Below are 19,276 nucleotides of genomic sequence, written 5' to 3'. Positions count from 1 at the left end.
ACAAAGCCGCGAATAGCCTGACTGTCGTAAACCGCATCTTCTGTGCCTTCGTCCGAAAGACCAAAGCACTGCTGCACAACGTACAAGCGAAGCATGCGTGGCAAACCAATGCTGGGACGCCCACGCTTGCCCGTGTTGTCTGCATAGAAGGGGGCAATCTGAGCTTCAAGCAAGGTCCAAGGCGTGAGCTGCTCAAGATCGCTGAGAAATCGATCGCGGCGTGTCAGCTTTTTCTTGCCGGCATATTCGGCTTCGGAAAAGGTTTTTTGCATGCGGCTGACTCAGGCGATGGGCTTCCCGCGATTGTGCCAGCCAAGAGAGCTGCTGAGGAATAAATCAGCGTTTCCCTAGAGCTTTTGCGCACATAGACCGACGCGCCACTTAAACCTTGCACGCTGGTGATGGGCTTCGCCGCGCTGCCTTGCACCAACACCTCGTGGACGTGGTCGGCAAAGGGCTTGGAAAACGCCACCTGCTTGCTGCGCTCTGGGGTAATGGTCAAGTTGGCCGCAGCAATGTCGCCGCGGCCTGCTTGCAGGGCTGGAATCAGTTCATCGCGGTGCACGGGAATGTACATGGCCTTAATCGGTAGCTTGCCTGTGTGGTGTTTTTGGTTGAGCTGTTTAACGAAGCTTTCCATGGCCTCGTAGGTCAACCCTTTGGGTTGGCCTTTGTCGATGAAATAAAACGTGGGGCTGTAAACCACCAGAATGCGCAGGGTGCGGCGTTTTAGGATTTGCTCGAAGTCATCAGTGTGTAGCTCTTGGCTGATATCCATGCTGGCAACAGTGCTCGCCTGCACACTTGGCAACAAGAGGAGAGCCGCCAGCAGGCAGACATGGGGGAAAAATCCCAACAAAGCATTCGTGGTGCGCATAGGGCTATGTCGTCACAGTTAATGGTGGTTTTACTAAAGCCTAGGCTGGCTTAGCGTGCTAAGGCTTTTATCAATTTGGAGGTGGTGATGTCTGCACAATTTGCTGGACGCGTTGCGTTAATTACAGGAGCGGCTAACGGCATTGGCCGCGCCACCGCGCAGGCATTTGCGCTGGCCGGCGCCAAGGTCGTGGTCAGTGATGTGGATGCGCAGGGCGGCGAACAAACCGTCGCGCTGATTCGTGAGGCCGGCGGCGAGGCCGTGTTTGTGGCTTGCAACGTGAGCAAAGCCGAAGACGTAGCCGCGCTGCACCAAGCTGTGCTGGATAACTACGGCCAGCTGGACTTCGCCTTCAATAACGCCGGCATCGAGATTGAAAAGGGTAAGTTGGAGTTCGGTACTGAAGCCGAATACGACGCCATCATGGACGTTAACGTCAAAGGCGTTTGGCTGTGCCTGCGTGCCCAGCTGCCGCTGCTTAGCGAGCGCGGCGGGGTGATCGTGAATACCGCGTCGGTGGCGGGTTTAGGTGCGGCGCCGAAGATGTCTATTTACAGCGCCAGCAAGCACGCGGTGATCGGCCTGACCAAGTCAGCCGCCATCGAATACGCGAAGAAAAAAGTCCGCGTCAATGCCATCTGCCCGGCAGTGATCGACACCGACATGTTCCGCCGTGCCTATGAAGCCGACCCGAAAAAAGCCGAGTTCGCCGCTGCCATGCATCCGGTTGGTCGTGTGGGCAAGGTCGAAGAAGTGGCGGCTGCCGTGCTCTATCTGTGCAGCGACGCTGCCGGCTTCACCACCGGCGTTGCCTTGCCGGTTGATGGCGGCGCTACTGCTATCTAAGTCGCTAAGACGTTGGATGTTTGCGGTGAAAACGGTTGGGTTTTCTTTTTTGCTAGCAGCCTGCCTTAACTAGAGGCTGCTAGCCGAAAGCTAGACACGTGCCGTTTCAAGCGATGCCGGAGTGAGGCGGATAGTTGGTGTTTAACCTTATATCCGCCAGGTGATGGGGTTAGCGCTGCCGTCTTTAACTTCCAGCCAGTCATCGGCGGTGGCCTCGCCATCGGCCTCGTTCCAGCTGCCGGGTACGCAGCGTACTGGCACGCCCAGTGCGGCACTGGCGGCCGTGGCGCAGGCGAGGTCATCGGCCCACGGCGTGTTGTCGCTTTGCAGCCACAGGCTGTGCCAGCGGCCGGCGGCCTTTGCTGTCCACATCACGGGTATGCCGGCCAGCGTGCACTGTTGGGTTTGTCCTTTGCGGATAACCTCGCTGCCGGTGCCGATAGCGCTGACTAGCCAGGCGTGCACGGCGGCGAAGTCGGCCTCTTTGATGTAGATCTCAATATCCGGCGTCATGCGGTTTACTCAGGTAAGCGTTGCAACACATCGTAGCGCACCGCCACGCGCACCACGAGCGGCTCGGCGATCACCGCTTGGCGTTTGGCCTCGCTGGCGCGCCAGCCGTGCGGCGTCATGGCCAGCAGGTTGGCGCGGTCTGCGGGGTTGTTCAGGGTGAGCTCAAAACTCAGCTGGCCGCTGTCGGTGAGGGCTAGCTGCGCGGGCAGATCGGTTAAATGCTTGGCGTCATCGTAGCGGCGCACTTCGTCGTAGATCTTCTCGCGCAGCTCCAGCAGGTGTTCGCTGGTGGGGCCTAAGCGCAGCAAGTGGCCGCCGGGGGCGAGCAGGCGGATGGCTTCGGCGTAATCCAGTGGGCTAAACACGCTGAGCAGCAAGTCGCAGCTGGCGCTGGGCATCGGCACGCGGGCCATGCTGGCGACCAGCCAAGCTACCTCGGGCGCTAAACGGCAGGCGCGTTTGACCGCATCGCGGGAGATATCCAGCGCGTGGCCATCGGCCTGTGGCAGGGCGTGGGCGATGGCGGCGGTGTAATAGCCTTCGCCGCAGCCGATATCCAGCCAGCGCTTGGGGTTCAGCGTTTGCGCCCGCTCGACCAAGCCTTGTGCCAGTGGGGCGTAATGCCCAGCGGCTAAAAAGTGTCGACGCGCCTCGACCATTTGCGGGTTGTCGCCGGGGGCGCGGCTTTTCTTGTGCTGCACCGGCAGCAGGTTGAAATAGCCCTGCCGCGCGCGATCAAAACGGTGGCCGTTGGCGCAGCTTAGGCCTTGCTCGGCAGGGCTTAGCAGGTCTTGGCAGAGGGGGCAGGCGAGCAGCATTAGGCGAGCAGCCTTACCAGCGTCTGGTAGTAAATCTCGGTCAGCAGGTCGAGATCGCTGGCTTTAATGCGCTCGTTAAGCTGGTGAATGGTGGCGTTCAGCGGGCCGATTTCGACCACTTGGGTGCCTAAGGTGGCAATAAAGCGCCCGTCTGAGGTGCCGCCGGTGGTGGAGGGCGTGGTGTCGCGGCCCGTCACGGCTTTAATGCTGTCGCTCACCGCGGCAAGCAACTCGCCCGGCTCGGTGAGGAAGGGCAGGCCCGACAGCTGCCAGTCGATGTGCCAATCCAAGTTGTGCTTATCCAGCACAGCGGTGAGGCGCTGTTGCAGGCTTTCCACCGTGGATTCGGTGCAGAAGCGGAAGTTAAACAGGCAGCTCAGCTCGCCGGGAATCACGTTGGTGGCGCCGGTGCCGCTGTTTAGATTAGAGATCTGGAAGCTGGTCGGCGGGAAGAACTCGTTGCCCTGATCCCACTCAATCGCGGCCAGTTCGGCCAAAGCGCCGGCGGCGAGGTGGATGGGGTTCTTCGCCAAGTGCGGGTAGGCCACGTGGCCTTGGGTGCCACGCACGGTGAGCTTGCCGTTCAGCGAGCCACGGCGACCGTTTTTCACGATATCGCCCAGCTGCGAGGTGCTCGATGGCTCGCCGACGATGCACCAGTCCAAGCGCTCTTTACGCGCCGCAAGGCGGTCGACCACCGCACGGGTGCCGTGTAGGGCAGGGCCTTCTTCATCACTGGTGATCAGAAAGCTGATCGCACCTTTGTGCGCGGGGTAGTCGGCGACAAAACGCTCCACGGCGATAATCATTGAGGCCAGCGAGCCTTTCATGTCTGCCGCGCCACGCCCGCAGAGCATGCCGTGTTCGTCGATCAGCGGCTCAAACGGCGGGTACTGCCACGCATTGAGTGGGCCGGTGGGCACCACGTCGGTGTGGCCGGCGAAGCACAGCACGGGGCCGTCTTGGCCTTGGCCCGAGCGCTTGGCCCAGAAGTTATCCACTTCTTCGATGCGCATCGGCTCAAGCTCAAAGCCGCAGGCTTTGAGGCGCTGCATCATCACGTCCTGACAGCCTTCGTCGTCTGGGGTGACAGAGGCGCGACGGATCAGATCGAAGGCCAGTTCCAGGGTGGGCGTCAGGGTGGTCATGCAAACTCCAGGGCTGTTCGGCAGGTAAGGCGGGGCGAATGTTACCAGAATGCCTATAATGCGCGGCCATCCAATCCCAGCCAGCGGAGCCACTCATGCAGCACGACAACCCACGCTTTGGCGGCATTGCCCGGTTATACGGCCAAGAAGGCTTGGCGCGTTTGGCCGCCAGCCACGTGGCGGTGGTGGGCATTGGCGGGGTGGGCAGCTGGGCTGCGGAGGCCTTGGCACGCAGCGGCGTGGGCGAGATTAGCCTGATTGATCTGGACGACATTTGCGTGACCAACACCAACCGGCAGATTCACGCGCTCGCCGGCAGCGTGGGCGAGCTGAAGGTGGATGCCATGGCCGCGCGCATTCAAGCCATTAACCCCGATTGCCGTGTGCACGCGGTGGCCGAGTTTGTTACCGCCGATACCATGGCTGCCTGCTTGCACGATGAGTTGGATTTTGTCATCGACTGCATCGACAGCGTGCAGGCCAAAGTCGGCCTGATTGCCTGGTGCAAGCGGCGCAAGATTCCGCTGATCACCACCGGCGGCGCGGGCGGGCAGGTGGACCCCACGCAAATCCAAGTGGCCGATTTAAACAAAACCTTTAACGACCCACTGGCCGCTAAAGTGCGCTCGCTGCTGCGCCGCGACTATCACTACTCGCGCAACCCTTCGCGCAACTGGGGCGTGCCGTGCGTGTTCTCCAGCGAGCAGCTGCGTTACCCAAAGCCCGATGGCTCGGTGTGCCAGCAAAAAACCTTTACCGGCGAAGGCGTGCGCCTAGACTGCGCCGGCGGCTTTGGCGCCGTGACTATGGTTACCGCCAGCTTTGGCTTTGCAGCGGTGGCCAAGGCGGTGGATAAAATCGTCGCGGGCAAAGCGGTGCGGCCGAGTAAGCGGGTTAAACCAGCGGGGGATATGTAGGGCGGGTTAGCCGCAGGCGTAACCCGCCGAGCGGTGGTTCGGCGGGTGGATAAGCCACGTTAGGCGCCACATCAAGCACACTCGGTGTGTGTCGAGAAGAAAGCCCGCGCGGGTCAAATGACCCGCCCTACAGGGTTACAGTGCTTGTTTAAGCGCTTCTAACGAGAGCACTGCGTCATATTGCGGCCAGTCTTCGCGGGCTCGTTTCAGTACGCCTTGCATGAGCTCATCTAGCTTGGGGATTGGCTGCTCTGGCGGCAGTTGGTCAAAAGGTGCGGTCATAAGTGGGTGCTCAATCTTCTGTGGATTGGGCAATCCCTCCCATTCGCGTAAGCGCAGGATGTAGAGGATCTCCACCGGCACACGCTCCAAGTGCCAGTCTTGATTAAAGTCGTAGGCGTTTTTCTGGCTCACTTTGCCGGTTTGCCACGTGTGGCGGTCACAGGCAGCTAGCAAGCAGGGCAGCAGATCGTCGGGATTAAGAGTGCGCCAGCGGGATAGTAAGGCCTCATAGATTGGCTCGTCGTAAGCATAATCAGGCCACTGGTGTGAAGTATCACCGACCCAATCGGCAAACAGTCGCAACATAAAGGCATGGGCGCGCCTGTGCTCTTCTTCGTACTCAATCACCAGCTGATACCCACGATTGAGTGCAGCATGGGTGAGGTAACCCTGATGAATAACAGCGTCCTTCCAACCCAGAATTGCCATGGCGGCCATCATATTGGTGGCGGTTTGGATGCTAAACATCCGGAGCCCCGCCTCAATCGATTGCTCGGGAGACAAAGTGCGATATTGCTGATGCCAGAAATAATCTTGGCCGATACCTACTTGGTAGTAGCGCATCCAGTACGCTAACTCTGATACCCACTTTGGATTACAAGGTGCTGTTGCCAATGCGCGGTGTGCTTGAATGCACGCAAGCCATTCAGCCGTACTGTCTGTGATATTGCTTCTGTTAGGCATCTGTCGCGTCGGCAGTACATCTTCACGCATAACGTACTCACGAATGGAATCTCGATGAAATACTTCGTGATCCGGCACTCTGTTAATTCGGGCCAGCACGCTTTTGTAGGAAGGCCACTTCGGATTGGTCCCAATACGTTCACATTGGCTTATTTCTTGGGCCATGGTTCCGCCTTGATTTTTCTTTCTCTTGCTTGGGGGATATCTGCTTTGATTGTCATGTCCTCAACTTGGGCCCCACTTGTTCTTAGCCATGTAGCCACCATGTAGTGCGGGTCATTTGACCCGCGCAGCCCCTGTTTCACGTTATGCATCGGTCATCTTAATCGCGACACATAACGTAACGATTGCGCGGGCCTAACCACCGCTCGGCGGGTTACGCCTTTGGCTAACCCGCCCTACGTTTAAATCGCCCCTTGTTGCTTTAACCGCTCAATATCTTCGCTGTTGTAACCCAAGCGGCTCAAAATGCTCTGGTTGTGCTCGCCGAGGGCGGGGCCGACGTGTTCGCTGCTCCCGGGGGTGGCGGAGAGTTTGGGGATGATGCCGGGCATTTTGAAGGCTTTGCCGCCGGGTAGCTCGCCTTGGATAAACATCTCGCGGGCGAGAAATTGTGGGTCGCGCAGCATGTCTTCGATGTTGTAGATGGGGCTGGCGGGTACTTCGGCGGCTTCCAATTTGGCCAGCACTTCGGCTTGCGGCAGGCTGGCTACCCAGGCGTCGATCAAGCTGTATAGCTCGGCGCGGCGGGCGTCGCGGCCGGCGTTGTCGGCCAGCGTGGGGTCGCTGGCTAAATCGTCGCGGCCCATGGCGCGGGCAAAGCGTTGGAAGATGGCGTCGCCGTTGGCGCTGATCTGCACATGTTTGCCGTCGGCGCTGGTGTGCACCGACGAGGGGGTGATGCCGGGCATGATGTTGCCGGTGCGCTCGCGGATAAAACCGAACACGTCGAACTCCGGCACCATGGATTCCATCATCGCGAACACGGCTTCATACAGGGCCACATCGACCATCTGCCCGAGGCCGCCGTTCACTTCGCGGTGCCGTAGCGCCATTAGCGCGCCGATCACGCCCCATAGCGCGGCGATGGAGTCGCCGATAGAAATCCCCGTGCGCACTGGCGGGCGGTCATCGAAGCCGGTGATATAACGCAGGCCGCCGAGCGATTCGCCTACGGCGCCAAAGCCGGGTTGGTCTTTCATCGGCCCGGTCTGGCCGAAGCCGCTCATGCGTAGCATGACCAGTTTGGGGTTGAGCTTATGCAGCTCGTCCCAGCCGAAGCCGAGTTTTTCCAGCACGCCGGGGCGAAAGTTTTCGACCAGCACATCGGCCTCGGCGAGCAGTTCGCGGAGTATCTGCTTGCCGCTGTCGTGCTTGAGGTTAAGGGTCAGCGACTGTTTGTTGCGCGCCTGCACGAACCACCACAGCGAGGTGCCTTCGTAGAGCTTGCGCCACTTGCGCAGCGGGTCGCCGCCATCGGGCGATTCGACCTTGATCACCTCGGCGCCAAATTCGCCCATGATGCGGGTGGCAAACGGCCCGGCGATGAGGCTGCCGAGTTCAATGACTTTGACACCCTGAAGGGGCTTGGCGGCGCTGTGCATGGCTGTCCTTACTGTTTGCGGCGGGTTTCGATGCGGTGCAGGCGGGTGCCTTCAAAATTGAGGATGTAGTACACGCCGCTTTTGGGGCCGTAGATCCACTCTTCGATCTTGAACTCGCGGCGCTGGTCGTAACTTAAGGTGTAACCGACGATGTCGCGGCTCTTTGGCTCGCCGCAGCGCTCGAGCACTTCAAAGGCTAAGTCGCCTTCGTTGACCAGCTTGCTGCCGCAGCGCATGGCGTGGGCTTGGCTGGCCATGAGCAGGCCGGCGAGTAGGGTGAGGCTAAGCGGGATGGCTTTCATTGCACCTCCAAGTGCAGGGGCGACGTGACGGACTGTTTATCGCCGGCTTCGACAATACGCGCATCGAGCAGGAACAGGCGCTCGGGCGCGAGGCCTTGGCTATCCACCAAGAAGTTTTTAATCGCGGTGCTGCGCGCTTGGCCGAGTTTACGCAGCAGTACTTCACTGTTTTGCCAGAAGGCCACCAGTGCCTGTTCGGCCTGCTGGGCTTGTTCGCTGTCGCTGCGATTTTGCCAGTCGGCGGGTGGCTGGCCGATGCGCTCGCGGTAAATCGTTGCCAGCAGGGCGGGGCGGAAGTCATCGGGCACGGTGACGGCTAAGCGGCTGTCGGGCACGTCTTCGCCACGGCGCTGCAGAATGCGGTAGTAGCCGCGTTTAAGCTCGCGCTCCAGACGCTTTTGCGCTTCGGGCAGGCTGTCTGGGTCGCGGGCGGCCACGCCTTCAATTTCTAAGCGCAGCACGGGCTTTTGCTTCAGTGCTTCGGCCAGTTGGCTGAGGCTTTTTTGCGCGCTGTTATTCAGCTCGAACGAGCCGGCGCTAAAGGCCACTTCGCCGAGGTTGGTGTTATCCCCCGGTAGCAAGCCGCCGAGCAGCTTAAACGGGCTGGCGGCAGCTTTGGCAATTAGGTTGCCAATGGCTTTAAACACCAAAGGCGCAACGCGGAACTGCGGGTCGTTGAGGTTGCCGGTGATGGGTATATCCAGATCGATATTGCCGTCGGCATCGGTCATCAGCGCTAGGCCTAAGCGCACCGGCAGTTTGACGGCATCGGGGCTATCGACCTGTTCGCCGAGCTGCAACTTCTCCAGCAGAATTTTGTTCTCGGCTTTTAAGCGGCCGTCTTCGATTTTGTAATTCAGGTTCAGGCTCATGCGCCCCTTGCGGATGCTGTAGCCGGCGAACTTGCCGGAATAGGGGGTGAGCGTGGTCAGTTCGACCTTGTTAAAGCTGACTTGCATATCGAGCTTATTCAGCGGGTCGAAGGGCGTTAGGGTGCCGGCGAACAGGGCGGGCGCGTAGCGGTCGATTTTGCCTTTGATGTCGATCACCGCGGGCGCTTTGCTGGTGCTGCTGATGCCTTTGATATGGCCGCTTAATTGCTCGATGCCGGCGTCAAACTCGGGCTCTAGCGAGAAGTCGGCAAAGTTGGCGCTGCCATCGACCAAGCGAATGCTGCCCAGCTCGATGGCCAATGGGTTGGGGTTTTCTGGCTTAGGGCCGGTGGCCTCTTGGGCGATCACCAGTTGGCTTAGGTTGGTGCTGCGGTCTTCGTTGACGATAAAGCGCGCGAAGGGCTTGTGCAGGACGATCTCACTGATCTTGGCGTGCTGCTCATGGGCAAAGTCGATGCCGTTAACCTCGACCTTCTGCCAGCGCAGTAAGTCGCGGCCCTTGAGGGTGTCGAGGGTGTGCAGCTGGTCGATGCTGGCTTGGCCTTGCACGTTAATCGCCAGCTTGGGGCTGTCGCTGGCGTTAATGGCAAGGCTGGTGTCGAGCCAGCCGCTACGGATTTCTACCCGCACAAACGGCGCTATGTATTGCTGCAGCTGACGTAAATCCAGCCGCGTGGCTTTGGCGCTCAGCGTGGCTTTAAGCGGCGCCGGTTGCAGTTGGCCGCTGACTTCTAGCGTGCCTTTTTTGCCCAGCTCGGTTGTTAGCGTGACTGGCAGCGGGGTGGCTTTATCGCTGCGGTAATCGGCCACCGACAGGCTCAGCGGGCCGACGGTGTGCTTAACGGGGTTATCCGGCACTTGGTCGATGAGGAGGGCGTTGTAGTCGCTCACGCTGAGCTTTTTCAGGCTGATCTGCCACGCGGGGCTGGCGTCGTTGTTGGCAGGCTTTTTAGGCTCGGCGGGTTTCTCGTCAGTGTTGCTGCCGGCCAGTGCTTGCCAGTCTATACGGCCATCTTTAAAGCGCTGCGCGGCCAGTTTGAGGCCTTGGCTTTCAATCGTGCCTAAGTGCAGGCGGCGCTTTTGCAGGTTAAGGCTGGCGCCTGTCATGCTCAGTTGGGCGAGCTGGGCATTGGCTTCAGGCTGCGGCTTAACCGCCACAGCGAGGTTTTTCAGCTGGCCTTGCAGTTGGCTTAATTGCAGCTCAAAGGCCTCGCGCAGGTCGAGCTGGTAGTCACTGGCCACGCTTAAGCTGCCTTGGCTGAGGTTCAGCGCCACGCTGTCTTGCGCGTAGGGCCACCACACCGGTAGGGGAATGTTGGCAATGCTCAGGTGACCTTGGCTGCGTAGCGGCAGCAGGCTCAGCTGTCCTTGCCAGTTCAGCTCGGCGCCATGCGGGCTGTGTGCGCTCAAGGTGAGTTCGCCTTGCTCATCCGGCAGGGTGCTGAGGTTATGCAGGCTGAGCGACAGCGGGCTGAGGTCGAACGCGACCGCCGGGGTTTGCCGCTGATCGTTAAAGGCAATGCTGTCGGCTTCTAGCTGGATGTGTTCGATGCGTAGCGGGAAGGGCTGGCTATCTTCTTTGGGGCTTTCGTCGCGCTCTGGCAGGTTGAGTGCGGCGAGCAGATTGAACTGGCCCTCGGGGTTAAACACGGCGTTATGCCGCAGGCCTTTGAGTTGCACGCGCTCGAGAATAAGCACGCCAGACCACAGGCTGCGCCACGCGACATTGGCTTTGAGTTGACGAAAGCCGGTGATGGGTTGCTCGGGCTCGCCCAGCCAGAGGTTGTGCACTTCTAGCTCTAAGGTGAAGGGGTTAAAGCCCACGCGCTCTAGGCTGCTGGGCACTTTTACCCATTGGGCAAGCTGCTGTTTGCCCACATGCAGTACGACGCCGGGCACCACTAAAAAGCCCAATAAACACCACAGGCTGAATAGCACGAGGAGTCGGCTAATCCAGCGGCTGGCGGGTTTGGTGGCTTGGTTCATGGCGCTTCCTTAGCGGTGGTTTGGCTGGGCGGTAACGGGGAAAGGTAGCCGATGACCAACAAGAGCACGCCCACGCCGATAAAACTAATGATACGGGTCAGGGTGCCGCTTTGCCCTAAGTCGATGGCAAACAACTTGATGACGGTGAGCCCCAGCAGCGCCGCGCCGGCAAACCAGTAGACGCGGGAATTTTTTTGCCGTGACAGCAGCATGGCGAGCATGCCGGCGGCCGTCCACAAAAATGCCAGTAGGGTTTGCACGGCGCCATCCGCCCATAGGACATCCAATTGCCACGGTAGTTGCCAAACCAAGGTGCCGGCGCGCAGGCCAATTAGGTTCAGCAGCACAAAGCCGGCGCCGAGGGCGAGCTTGTTGGCCTCGGCAGGGAGGCTTTGCTGGGCCATGCGCCAGAGCACCACGAGGGCAGCGATTTGGCTGATATCCAGCAGGTTAAACACCGGCAGTAGGCTTAACACTTGCTGGCTGGGGTCGCGCTCGCAGAGTAACAACCACAGCACTAAGGCTACGACGGCGCTGAGTTTAGGCAAGTGCGCCCGATAGCTCGGCTGGCCGAGTTGCAGGGGCGCATAGGGCAAGGCGGCAGTGATGGCGCTAAACAGCAGCAATTGAATGGCCAGGCGCTCGCCAAGACTGAGCAGTGTGTCGGCGAGGGTTTGATCGAGCATTAACGCGCCTAACAGCAGCAGCCATAGGCCGTTACTAAAGTGCCGGCTAATAATCGCGCGTGGGCTGCCTTGGCTGATCAACAAGAGTGCGCTGTGGCCCACGGCCAGCAGTGGCCAGAGCCACAGGCCGTGGCCATCCAGCAGCTGATATTGGCTGGCGTAGATCAGCGTGAGGGCGGCCAGCAGCCAAGCGCTGGCATCCTGTAGCAGGGCAAAGCCATTAAAACGCAGCAGGCGCGCGGCCAGCAGACCTAGCGCCGTGCTGGCGACTAGCAGTAACGCTAAGGCCAACCAGCGCAGTTGGTGATTGAGCAGGGCGTCGAGCTGCCAGCCCCAGCTGATCAACCACAGGGCAAAACCTAAGATCAGCAGCGGTAGCTTGAGTGCGCCCCAACGCAGCCCGGCTAACGCCAGTTGGCCGCTATGGCGCGCCAACCACAAGGCGCTGCACAGCAGGCACAAGCTGAGAATCAGCGCGCAATAGAAGCGGCTATCCAGCCAGCTGTGCGCTTGGTAAGGCATATCCAGCAGACTGAGCCACGCGCCGATTTGCAGCAGCAGGCTGATGATGATCGACCAGTGCCGCTGTTGCAGCAGGGCAAAACGCAGTAGCAGTGCGCCTTCCAGCGCCCAGGTGATGGCCGTCCAATCGCCGGATAGGGCCAGCGGAATGCTGATGCTGGCTAGCACTAAGGCAATCCCCAGCAGCGCTTCTTTGAGCAGTTGCGGCGCTTGTTGGCGCACCAGCCAATACACACCGGCATATACGGCACCGCTGAGTAGGCAGCTTAGGGCCAGCCAATCTTGCTGATCCCACAGCAGCAAATACTGCAAGCCGGTAAAGGCCATAGGGGTGCCGAACAGCAAGGTGTTATCCAGCCACGGTTGCCCGGCTTTTTGCAGCGGAAAGCGCACGCTGATGGCTAGGTAGATGGCAAAGAACAGCAGCAGGAACGGCTCGGTGCTGGCCAGCAAGGCCGGGCGATATTGGTTAACGCCCCACAGCACGCCGATCACAAAGGTGAAGGCAAAACCCAGCAGGTTCAGCTCGCGCCAGTGTTTGCGCCAAGCAATAGTGACTAAGCACAGGTTGAGCACTGCGTAATAGGCAAACAGCTGAACGTGGCTGCCTTGCCCGGTGCTGGCCAAAATAGGCGCAAGAAAGCCGCCGGCTAAGGCAAAGCTGGCCAGTGCGCGGGCATCTTGGCGCAGTGCAAGGGTGGCGCTGAGCACCGCCAAGGCGCACAGCAGGCCGAAGGCCAGCGTGGGGTCGAGCAGTTGATACAGGCGCAGTGCGGCAAACACCATCATGTACAGCAAGCCAATGGCGCCGCCTTGCAGCAGTAAGGCGTATAGCCGCTGGCTGTGGCGTAGCCACCAACCGAGCGCCAGTAAGCCAAACGCACCAGCGGCGACGCCGGTTAAGCGCCAGGCGATCGACACCTCAATGTGCTCGCTGGCATAGCGCAGCAAAAAGCCCACGCCGAAGAACAGCAGCACTAAACCGACTTTTACCGCCGGGTTGCCGCCGATCAGCCATTGCCAGCCTTGTTGCAGCAGGCGTTCAAGCCAATCCAGTTCAGCCGGTTCTGGCTGAGGCGGGGCTATAGGCTGGTCGTTGGTGGTCGGTTTGCGAATGCTGGCGGCGGGCTGGACGAGTTCTTCGGGCAGGCTCCAATCCAGTTCTTCGCTGGCCGCCGGCTTGGGTTGCTCAGGGGGCATGTTGCTCGCCGCGGGCGTTTGGCTAAAGGCGGGCTGTGCCGGCTTAACCTCGGACTGCTCGGCTTTAGCCTCCGGCTTATCAGCGCGGCGCTTGAGCTGCTCTAGCTGCTGGCGGAGGGCATCAAGCTGGCTGCTTTGCTCGCGTTGGCGACCAAACAGGTAGCCGAGCAGGGCAAAGGTGGGCACGCCAAGGGCGGGTTCGGGGGTGAAACCACCGAGCAAAGCGCCCGCGATGGCCAGAAGAACGGGGTTGAGCATGCATTGTCCTTAAAGCTGCACAAAAGATATCGCTGCGTTGCGCGCTTTATGGCGAGCAATAAAAACGGCGGCTAATCCGAGTTTAGCCGCCGTTGCTGTGCACCCCAAGGGGCGCTTATAGGCGTTTAAGGCGCTGATTAAGTTGGCGAACGGCTCAAGCACAAGGCGCCCGGAGCGCAGCCAGTGAGACATAGCTTTTGCTAGGCGAGCTGGCGAGCACCGCGTAACGCAGTGCTTGTGCGGTGTAGCCAGTTAATCAGTGTCTTTTTAGCGCGCCAAAGTTAGGGCCACACCCTGCCCACCACCAATGCACAACGTGGCCAAGCCCTTCTTGGCATCGCGGCGCTGCATTTCGTGCAGCAGGGTGACCAGAATACGGCAGCCGCTGGCACCAATCGGGTGGCCGATAGCAATGGCGCCGCCGTTGACGTTGACCTTGCTGGTGTCCCAGCCCATTTCGGTGTTCACGCTGATGGCTTGCGCGGCGAAGGCTTCGTTGGCTTCGATCAGGTCCAGCTCGGCAGCTGTCCAGCCGGCTTTTTCCAGCGCGCGGTTGCTGGCGCACACGGGGCCAATGCCCATGATGGCGGGGTCGACACCGGCGTTGGCGTAGCTGGCGATCTTCGCCAGCACTGGCAGGCCCAGTTCGGCGGCTTTGCTGGCGCTCATCAGCAGCACGGCGGCGGCGCCATCGTTAAGGGTGGACGCGTTGCCAGCCGTTACAGTGCCGTCTTTCTTAAATGCGGGGCGCAGTTTGCCGAGGCTTTCGGCGGTGGTGCCGGGGCGGATTTGCTCGTCGCTGGCAAACACAACCGGCTCGCCTTTGCGCTGCGGAATGCTCACGGGAGCAATTTCGGCGGCAAAGTGGCCAGCGGCTTGTGCGGCTTCGGCCTTTTGCTGCGAAGCGGCGGCGAAGGCGTCTTGTGCTTCGCGGCTGATGTCGTACTTGGCCACCAAGTTCTCGGCGGTGATGCCCATGTGGTAGTCGTTAAAGGCATCCCACAGGCCGTCTTGAATCATGCTGTCGACCAGCTTGCCGTGGCCCATGCGCTGGCCGGTGCGGGCAGCGGGCATCAGGTACGGGGCTTGGCTCATGTTTTCTTGGCCGCCGGCGATGATGATTTCGGCGTCGCCGCAGCGAATCGCTTGCGCGCCTAAGTGCAGGGCTTTCAGGCCCGAGCCGCAGACCTTGTTGATGGTCATCGCCGGTACGCTGTGCGGCAGGCCGCCGGCAATCGCCGCTTGGCGCGCCGGGTTTTGCCCGCTGCCGGCGGTGAGCACTTGGCCGAGCAGTACTTCATCGACGCTTTCCGGGGCAATGCCGCTGTCGGCGAGCAGCTTGCGGATCACCACAGCGCCCAGTTCGTGAGCGGGGATGGCAGACAGGCTGCCCTGAAAGCTACCCACGGCGGTGCGGCAGGCGGCGACGATGACGACTTCTTGCATGGCGATAGTCCACAGGCAAAAGAAAGGGCCTCTAGGATAGAGGCCCTGCTTGCGACCGGCCAGTCTGGCTGGTCGTTGGGACAGGCGGCGCGGTTAGCGCGCTAAGCCGCTTAACGATTATGTCGCGCGTCGATCAGACTATTGACCACGCCTTCATCGGCTAGCGTCGAGGTATCGCCCAGGTTATCCAGCTCGTTGCAGGCGATCTTGCGCAGGATGCGCCGCATGATCTTGCCGGAGCGGGTTTTCGGCAGCGCCGGGGCCCATTGCAGTAAGTCTGGTTTGGCGAAGCTGCCGATCTCTTTGCTGACCAGTTGGCGCAGCTCGTCTTCCAGCGCGGCGCTCGGTTCGATACCAGCCATGGGCGTGACATAGGCGTAGATGCCTTGGCCTTTCACATCATGCGGGTAGCCCACCACGGCGGCTTCGGCCACGGCGTCGTGCAGCACTAGGGCGCTTTCCACCTCGGCGGTGCCGATGCGGTGGCCGGAGACATTCAGCACGTCATCCACGCGGCCGGTGATCCAGTAATAGCCGTCTTCATCGCGGCGCGCGCCGTCGCCGGTGAAGTAGTAGCCGGGGTAGGCGCTGAAGTAGGTGTCGATCAAGCGTTGGTGGTCGCCATACACGCTGCGAATCTGGCTCGGCCAGCTGGCTTTGATGGCTAACACGCCGGAGCCTGCGCCGTCGATTTCTTGGCCTTGCTCATCCAGCAGCACCGGCTGCACACCGAAGAACGGACGCGTGGCGGAGCCCGGCTTGAGGTCGGTGGCGCCGGGCAGGGGGCTGATCATGATGGCGCCGGTTTCGGTCTGCCACCAGGTATCGACAATCGGGCAGCGGGTGTCGCCCACCACGTGGTAGTACCACTCCCAGGCCTCGGGGTTGATCGGTTCGCCCACCGAGCCGAGCAAACGCAGGCTGGCGCGGCTGGTTTTTTTCACCGGCGCTTCTCCGTCACGCATCAGGGCGCGAATGGCGGTGGGCGCGGTGTAGAAGATGTTTACTTGGTGCTTGTCGATCACCTGCCAGAAGCGCGAGGTATCGGGGTAATTCGGCACGCCTTCGAACATCAGGGTGGTCGCGCCATTGGCCAGCGGGCCGTAGACGATATAGCTGTGCCCGGTGATCCAGCCCACATCGGCGGTGCACCAGTAGATTTCGCCGTCTTTGTAGTCGAACACGTATTTGAAGGTGAGGCTGGCGCCGAGCAGGTAGCCGCCGGTGGTGTGCAGCACGCCTTTGGGTGTGCCGGTGGAACCGGAGGTGTAGAGGATAAACAGCGGGTCTTCGCTGTCCATCGGCTCGGCCGGGCAGTTGCTGGGCATCGCGCGCACGGCGTCGTGGTACCAAATATCGCGCTCGGCGTGCCAAGCGATATCGCCTTCGGTGCGCTGCACCACCAGCGTGGTGTGCACGTTGGGGCAGTCCTTGAGGGCTTGGTCGACGTTGTTCTTCAGCGGGATGCGCTTGGCGCCGCGCAGGCCTTCGTCAGCGGTGATCACGCAGGTGCAATCGGCATCCAGAATGCGGTCGCGCAGGGCATCGGGCGAGAAGCCACCAAACACTACCGAGTGAATCGCGCCAATCCGTGCGCAGGCCAGCATGGCGTAGGCGGCTTCCGGCACCATGGGCATGTAAATGCACACGCGATGGCCTTTCTCCACGCCACGGGCTTTCAGCGCGTTGGCTAGACGGCAGACCTTATCGTGCAGTTGGCGGTAGGTGATGTGCGCGGATTCGTGCGGGTCGTCGCCTTCCCAAATGATCGCCACTTGATCGGCGCGGGTGGCTAAGTGGCGGTCGATGCAGTTGTGGGTGACGTTCAGCTTGCCGCCGATAAACCAGGCGGCTTGGCCTTCTTGAAAGTTGCTCTCGGTTAGGGTGTGCCACGGGGCAAACCAGTCGAGGCTGGCGGCTTGCTCACGCCAGAAGCCGTCGGGGTCGTTAATAGAACGCTGATAGAGCTGTTGGTATTGCTCGTTATTGACCAGCGCTTGGGCGCGCACACTGTCGCTGACGGGATGGCGCTCGATGGCAAACATGCTTGTCACTCCCTGTTGTTGTTATGCGGGGCTGTGCTGGATGGTAACCAAGCATCTGCTTGGTTTAAAGCCTGGCTTGCTTGCGCTCAGTGTAGCGGGCGCAAAAAAAACAGCCCCACGCATTAGGGTGGGGCTGTGTGAGGTGCTACCGGCGTTTAACCGCGATGGCGGCCGCGGAAGAAGTTGATCAAGCCCTGCGTGGAGGCATCTTCGGCGGGGCTGTCGTCATGCCCGGTCAGGCGTCCGTAAACGCTCTTGCCCAGCTCTTTGCCCAGCTCCACGCCCCATTGGTCGAAGGGGTTGATGTCCCAAATCACGCTCTGCACAAACACCTTGTGCTCATACAGAGCCACCAAGGCGCCTAAGCGACGTGGCGACACGCGCTCCAGCACTAGGGTGTTGGAGGGGCGATTGCCGGGGATCACCTTATGCGGTGCCAGCGCCTCTACCTCTTCCGCAGGTAAACCACGGCCCTGTAGTTCGGCGCGGGCTTCATCGAGGGTTTTGCCGCGCATCAGCGCTTGGCTTTGCGACAGGCAGTTGGCGTACAACCACTGATGGTGGTCGGCCAGCGGGTTGTGGCTGGTCACCGGCACAATAAAGTCGGCGGGAATCAGCGGGCTGCCTTGGTGCAGCAACTGGTGATAAGCGTGCTGGCCGTTACAGCCGACGCCACCCCAGATCACCGGGCCGGTGCTGCTCTGCGTGGGCTGGCCGTTACGGCGTACCGTCTTGCCGTTGGACTCCATATCCAGCTGTTGCAAGTGGCGGGTGAAGTTCCGCAGGTGGTGGTCGTACGGCAGAATCGCGTGGCTCTGCGCATTCCAGAAATTGATGTACCACACGCCTAACAGGCCGAGGATCACCGGCATGTTCTCTGCCAATGGCGCGCTGGCGAAGTGCTCATCCATGCAATAAGCGCCGGAGAGCAGCTCTTTGAAGTTGGACATGCCGATGGCCAACGCAATCGGCAAACCGATCGCCGACCACAACGAATAGCGCCCGCCGACCCAATCCCACATGGGGAAGATGTTTTCCTCGGCGATACCGAACTCCAGCGCCGCCTGCGTGTTGCTCGACACGGCGATAAAGTGGCGGTGCAGCAGCTGCACATCGCCGCCCTTGGCCAGATACCAATCGCGCGCGGCTTGGGCGTTTTTCAGGGTTTCCAGGGTGCCGAAGGATTTCGACGAGACAATGAATAAAGTAGTGGCGGCATTAAGGCGGCTGCTGACTTCGCGGAATTCGCTGCCGTCGATATTGGCCAGGTAATGACAGCGCACGCCGTGCTGAGCAAACGGCAGCAGCGCTTCGGAGACCAGCTGCGGGCCGAGGAACGAGCCGCCAATGCCGATGTTCACCACGTCGGTGATCGGCGCTTCGCTATAACCGCGCCACAGGCCGTTGTGGATCTTGCCGACCATCTCGCTCATGCGGTGCAGCACCGATTGCACCTCGGGCATGATGTCGTGGCCATCAAGCAGTACTTTATCGCCCAGCGGGCGGCGCAGTGCAGTATGCAGCGCCGGACGTTTTTCCGAGTTATTCCACGGCTCGCCTTTAAACAAAGCCTGAATGGCCGATGGCAGTTGGCAGGCCTCGGCCAGCGCCACCAGCTTGCTTAAGGTGTCTGCGCCGAGCAGGTTCTTGGAGTAATCCAAAAACAACCCGCAGGTACTAATAGAGAAGCGCTCAAAACGCTGCGGGTCTTGGGCAAAGGCATCGCGCAAAGAGAAGTGCTCAAGCGCTGCGCGTTCTTGCTGCAAAGCGTGCCAGAGAGGGTGTTCCAGTGCGTAGGGAACCGAATGCATAGCTCGAAAAATCTCCATCACACGGCAAGCAGAGTTGAATGACGCCCAGCGTTGTTTTTGGCAGGGGAAGGGCTGTCGGTTGTGCGCAAGCATACAAAAAAAAACTCAAACGTCCTGACATTTCGCTATTGCATCAGCTTATTTGCGAGGCTTAGGGAAACGCTGATTTATTCCTCAGCAGCTCTCTTGGCTGGCACAATCGCGGGAAGCCCATCGCCTGAGTCAGCCGCATGCAAAAAACCTTTTCCGAAGCCGAATATGCCGGCAAGAAAAAGCTGACACGCCGCGATCGATTTCTCAGCGATCTTGAGCAGCTCACGCCTTGGACCTTGCTTGAAGCTCAGATTGCCCCCTTCTATGCAGACAACACGGGCAAGCGTGGGCGTCCCAGCATTGGTTTGCCACGCATGCTTCGCTTGTACGTTGTGCAGCAGTGCT

General features: G+C 60.4%; 15 protein-coding genes and 1 pseudogene. 3 read left to right on the top strand and 13 right to left on the bottom strand.

The window, feature by feature from the left end; all coding sequences use genetic code 11:
- A partial coding sequence (locus BMX80_RS16975; protein WP_139214114.1) for a transposase occupies positions 1-272 on the bottom strand: 272 nt, incomplete at its 3' end.
- On the bottom strand, positions 224-778 hold the full coding sequence (locus BMX80_RS16970; RefSeq protein ID WP_074870647.1) for a transporter substrate-binding domain-containing protein: 555 nt from the start codon (positions 776-778) through the stop codon (positions 224-226). The genes BMX80_RS16975 and BMX80_RS16970, both read right to left, overlap by 49 nt.
- 186 nt (positions 779-964) lie before the next feature.
- Between BMX80_RS16970 and BMX80_RS16965 the strand changes: the two genes are divergently transcribed.
- Entirely contained in the window at positions 965-1,723 is a 759-nt protein-coding gene (locus BMX80_RS16965) for an SDR family oxidoreductase (RefSeq protein ID WP_074870646.1), read from the top strand.
- 147 nt (positions 1,724-1,870) lie between these two features.
- On the opposite strand, the gene BMX80_RS16960 is transcribed toward BMX80_RS16965, so the two are convergent.
- The 3 genes from BMX80_RS16960 to dapE are packed head-to-tail and all read right to left on the bottom strand — an operon-like array spanning position 1,871 to position 4,202.
- Positions 1,871-2,236, bottom strand: coding sequence for a hypothetical protein (locus BMX80_RS16960; protein WP_074870644.1), 366 nt, complete (start codon positions 2,234-2,236; stop codon positions 1,871-1,873).
- Between the two features lie 5 nt (positions 2,237-2,241).
- On the bottom strand, positions 2,242-3,051 hold the full coding sequence (locus BMX80_RS16955; RefSeq protein ID WP_074870648.1) for a putative RNA methyltransferase: 810 nt from the start codon (positions 3,049-3,051) through the stop codon (positions 2,242-2,244).
- A 2-nt stretch (positions 3,052-3,053) separates the two neighbouring features.
- Positions 3,054-4,202 carry a succinyl-diaminopimelate desuccinylase gene (dapE, locus tag BMX80_RS16950; RefSeq protein ID WP_074870643.1) on the bottom strand — a complete coding sequence of 383 codons (1,149 nt, stop codon included), beginning with the start codon at positions 4,200-4,202 and terminating at the stop codon, positions 3,054-3,056.
- Positions 4,203-4,297: 95 nt separating this feature from the next.
- On the opposite strand from dapE, the gene tcdA reads away from it, so the two are divergent.
- Positions 4,298-5,119, top strand: a complete 822-nt coding sequence (gene tcdA, locus BMX80_RS16945; RefSeq protein WP_074870642.1) for a tRNA cyclic N6-threonylcarbamoyladenosine(37) synthase TcdA — start codon at positions 4,298-4,300, stop codon at positions 5,117-5,119.
- A gap of 135 nt (positions 5,120-5,254) precedes the next feature.
- On the opposite strand, the gene BMX80_RS16940 is transcribed toward tcdA, so the two are convergent.
- The 8 genes from BMX80_RS16940 to pgi all read right to left on the bottom strand — a co-directional run bounded on the left by BMX80_RS16940 (position 5,255) and on the right by pgi (position 18,838).
- The gene (locus BMX80_RS16940) at positions 5,255-5,965 is read right to left on the bottom strand and encodes a hypothetical protein (protein ID WP_074870641.1); all 711 of its coding nucleotides are present in this window, start codon (positions 5,963-5,965) and stop codon (positions 5,255-5,257) included.
- Positions 5,966-6,489: 524 nt separating this feature from the next.
- Complete coding sequence (locus BMX80_RS16935; protein WP_074870639.1) at positions 6,490-7,689, bottom strand: CaiB/BaiF CoA transferase family protein; 1,200 nt, start codon at positions 7,687-7,689, stop codon at positions 6,490-6,492.
- Between the two features lie 8 nt (positions 7,690-7,697).
- Positions 7,698-7,991 (bottom strand): DUF2845 domain-containing protein, encoded by a 294-nt coding sequence (locus BMX80_RS16930; RefSeq protein WP_074870638.1) that lies wholly within the window; start codon positions 7,989-7,991, stop codon positions 7,698-7,700.
- Positions 7,988-10,870 carry a DUF748 domain-containing protein gene (locus BMX80_RS16925; protein ID WP_074870636.1) on the bottom strand — a complete coding sequence of 961 codons (2,883 nt, stop codon included), beginning with the start codon at positions 10,868-10,870 and terminating at the stop codon, positions 7,988-7,990. Before BMX80_RS16925 ends, BMX80_RS16930 begins: the two co-directional genes overlap by 4 nt.
- On the bottom strand, positions 10,867-13,536 hold the full coding sequence (locus BMX80_RS16920) for a DUF2339 domain-containing protein (RefSeq protein WP_074870635.1): 2,670 nt from the start codon (positions 13,534-13,536) through the stop codon (positions 10,867-10,869). Before BMX80_RS16920 ends, BMX80_RS16925 begins: the two co-directional genes overlap by 4 nt.
- 267 nt (positions 13,537-13,803) lie before the next feature.
- Entirely contained in the window at positions 13,804-14,982 is a 1,179-nt protein-coding gene (locus BMX80_RS16915) for an acetyl-CoA C-acetyltransferase (RefSeq protein ID WP_074870633.1), read from the bottom strand.
- 110 nt (positions 14,983-15,092) lie between these two features.
- Positions 15,093-17,027, bottom strand: coding sequence for an acetate--CoA ligase (acs, locus tag BMX80_RS16910; protein ID WP_074870631.1), 1,935 nt, complete (start codon positions 17,025-17,027; stop codon positions 15,093-15,095).
- Between the two features lie 155 nt (positions 17,028-17,182).
- A complete protein-coding gene (gene pgi, locus BMX80_RS16905) occupies positions 17,183-18,838 on the bottom strand; it encodes a glucose-6-phosphate isomerase (protein ID WP_074870630.1) in 1,656 nt (551 codons plus the stop codon).
- A 230-nt stretch (positions 18,839-19,068) separates the two neighbouring features.
- On the opposite strand from pgi, the pseudogene BMX80_RS16900 reads away from it, so the two are divergent.
- Positions 19,069-19,276: pseudogene (locus BMX80_RS16900) on the top strand (IS5/IS1182 family transposase); the annotation flags it as partial.

Origin of the sequence: Atopomonas hussainii (genome assembly GCF_900109735.1) — a bacterium.
In the GTDB taxonomy this organism is placed as follows: Bacteria; Pseudomonadota; Gammaproteobacteria; order Pseudomonadales; family Pseudomonadaceae; genus Atopomonas; species Atopomonas hussainii.
This window is presented reverse-complemented; position numbering and strand designations above follow the sequence as displayed.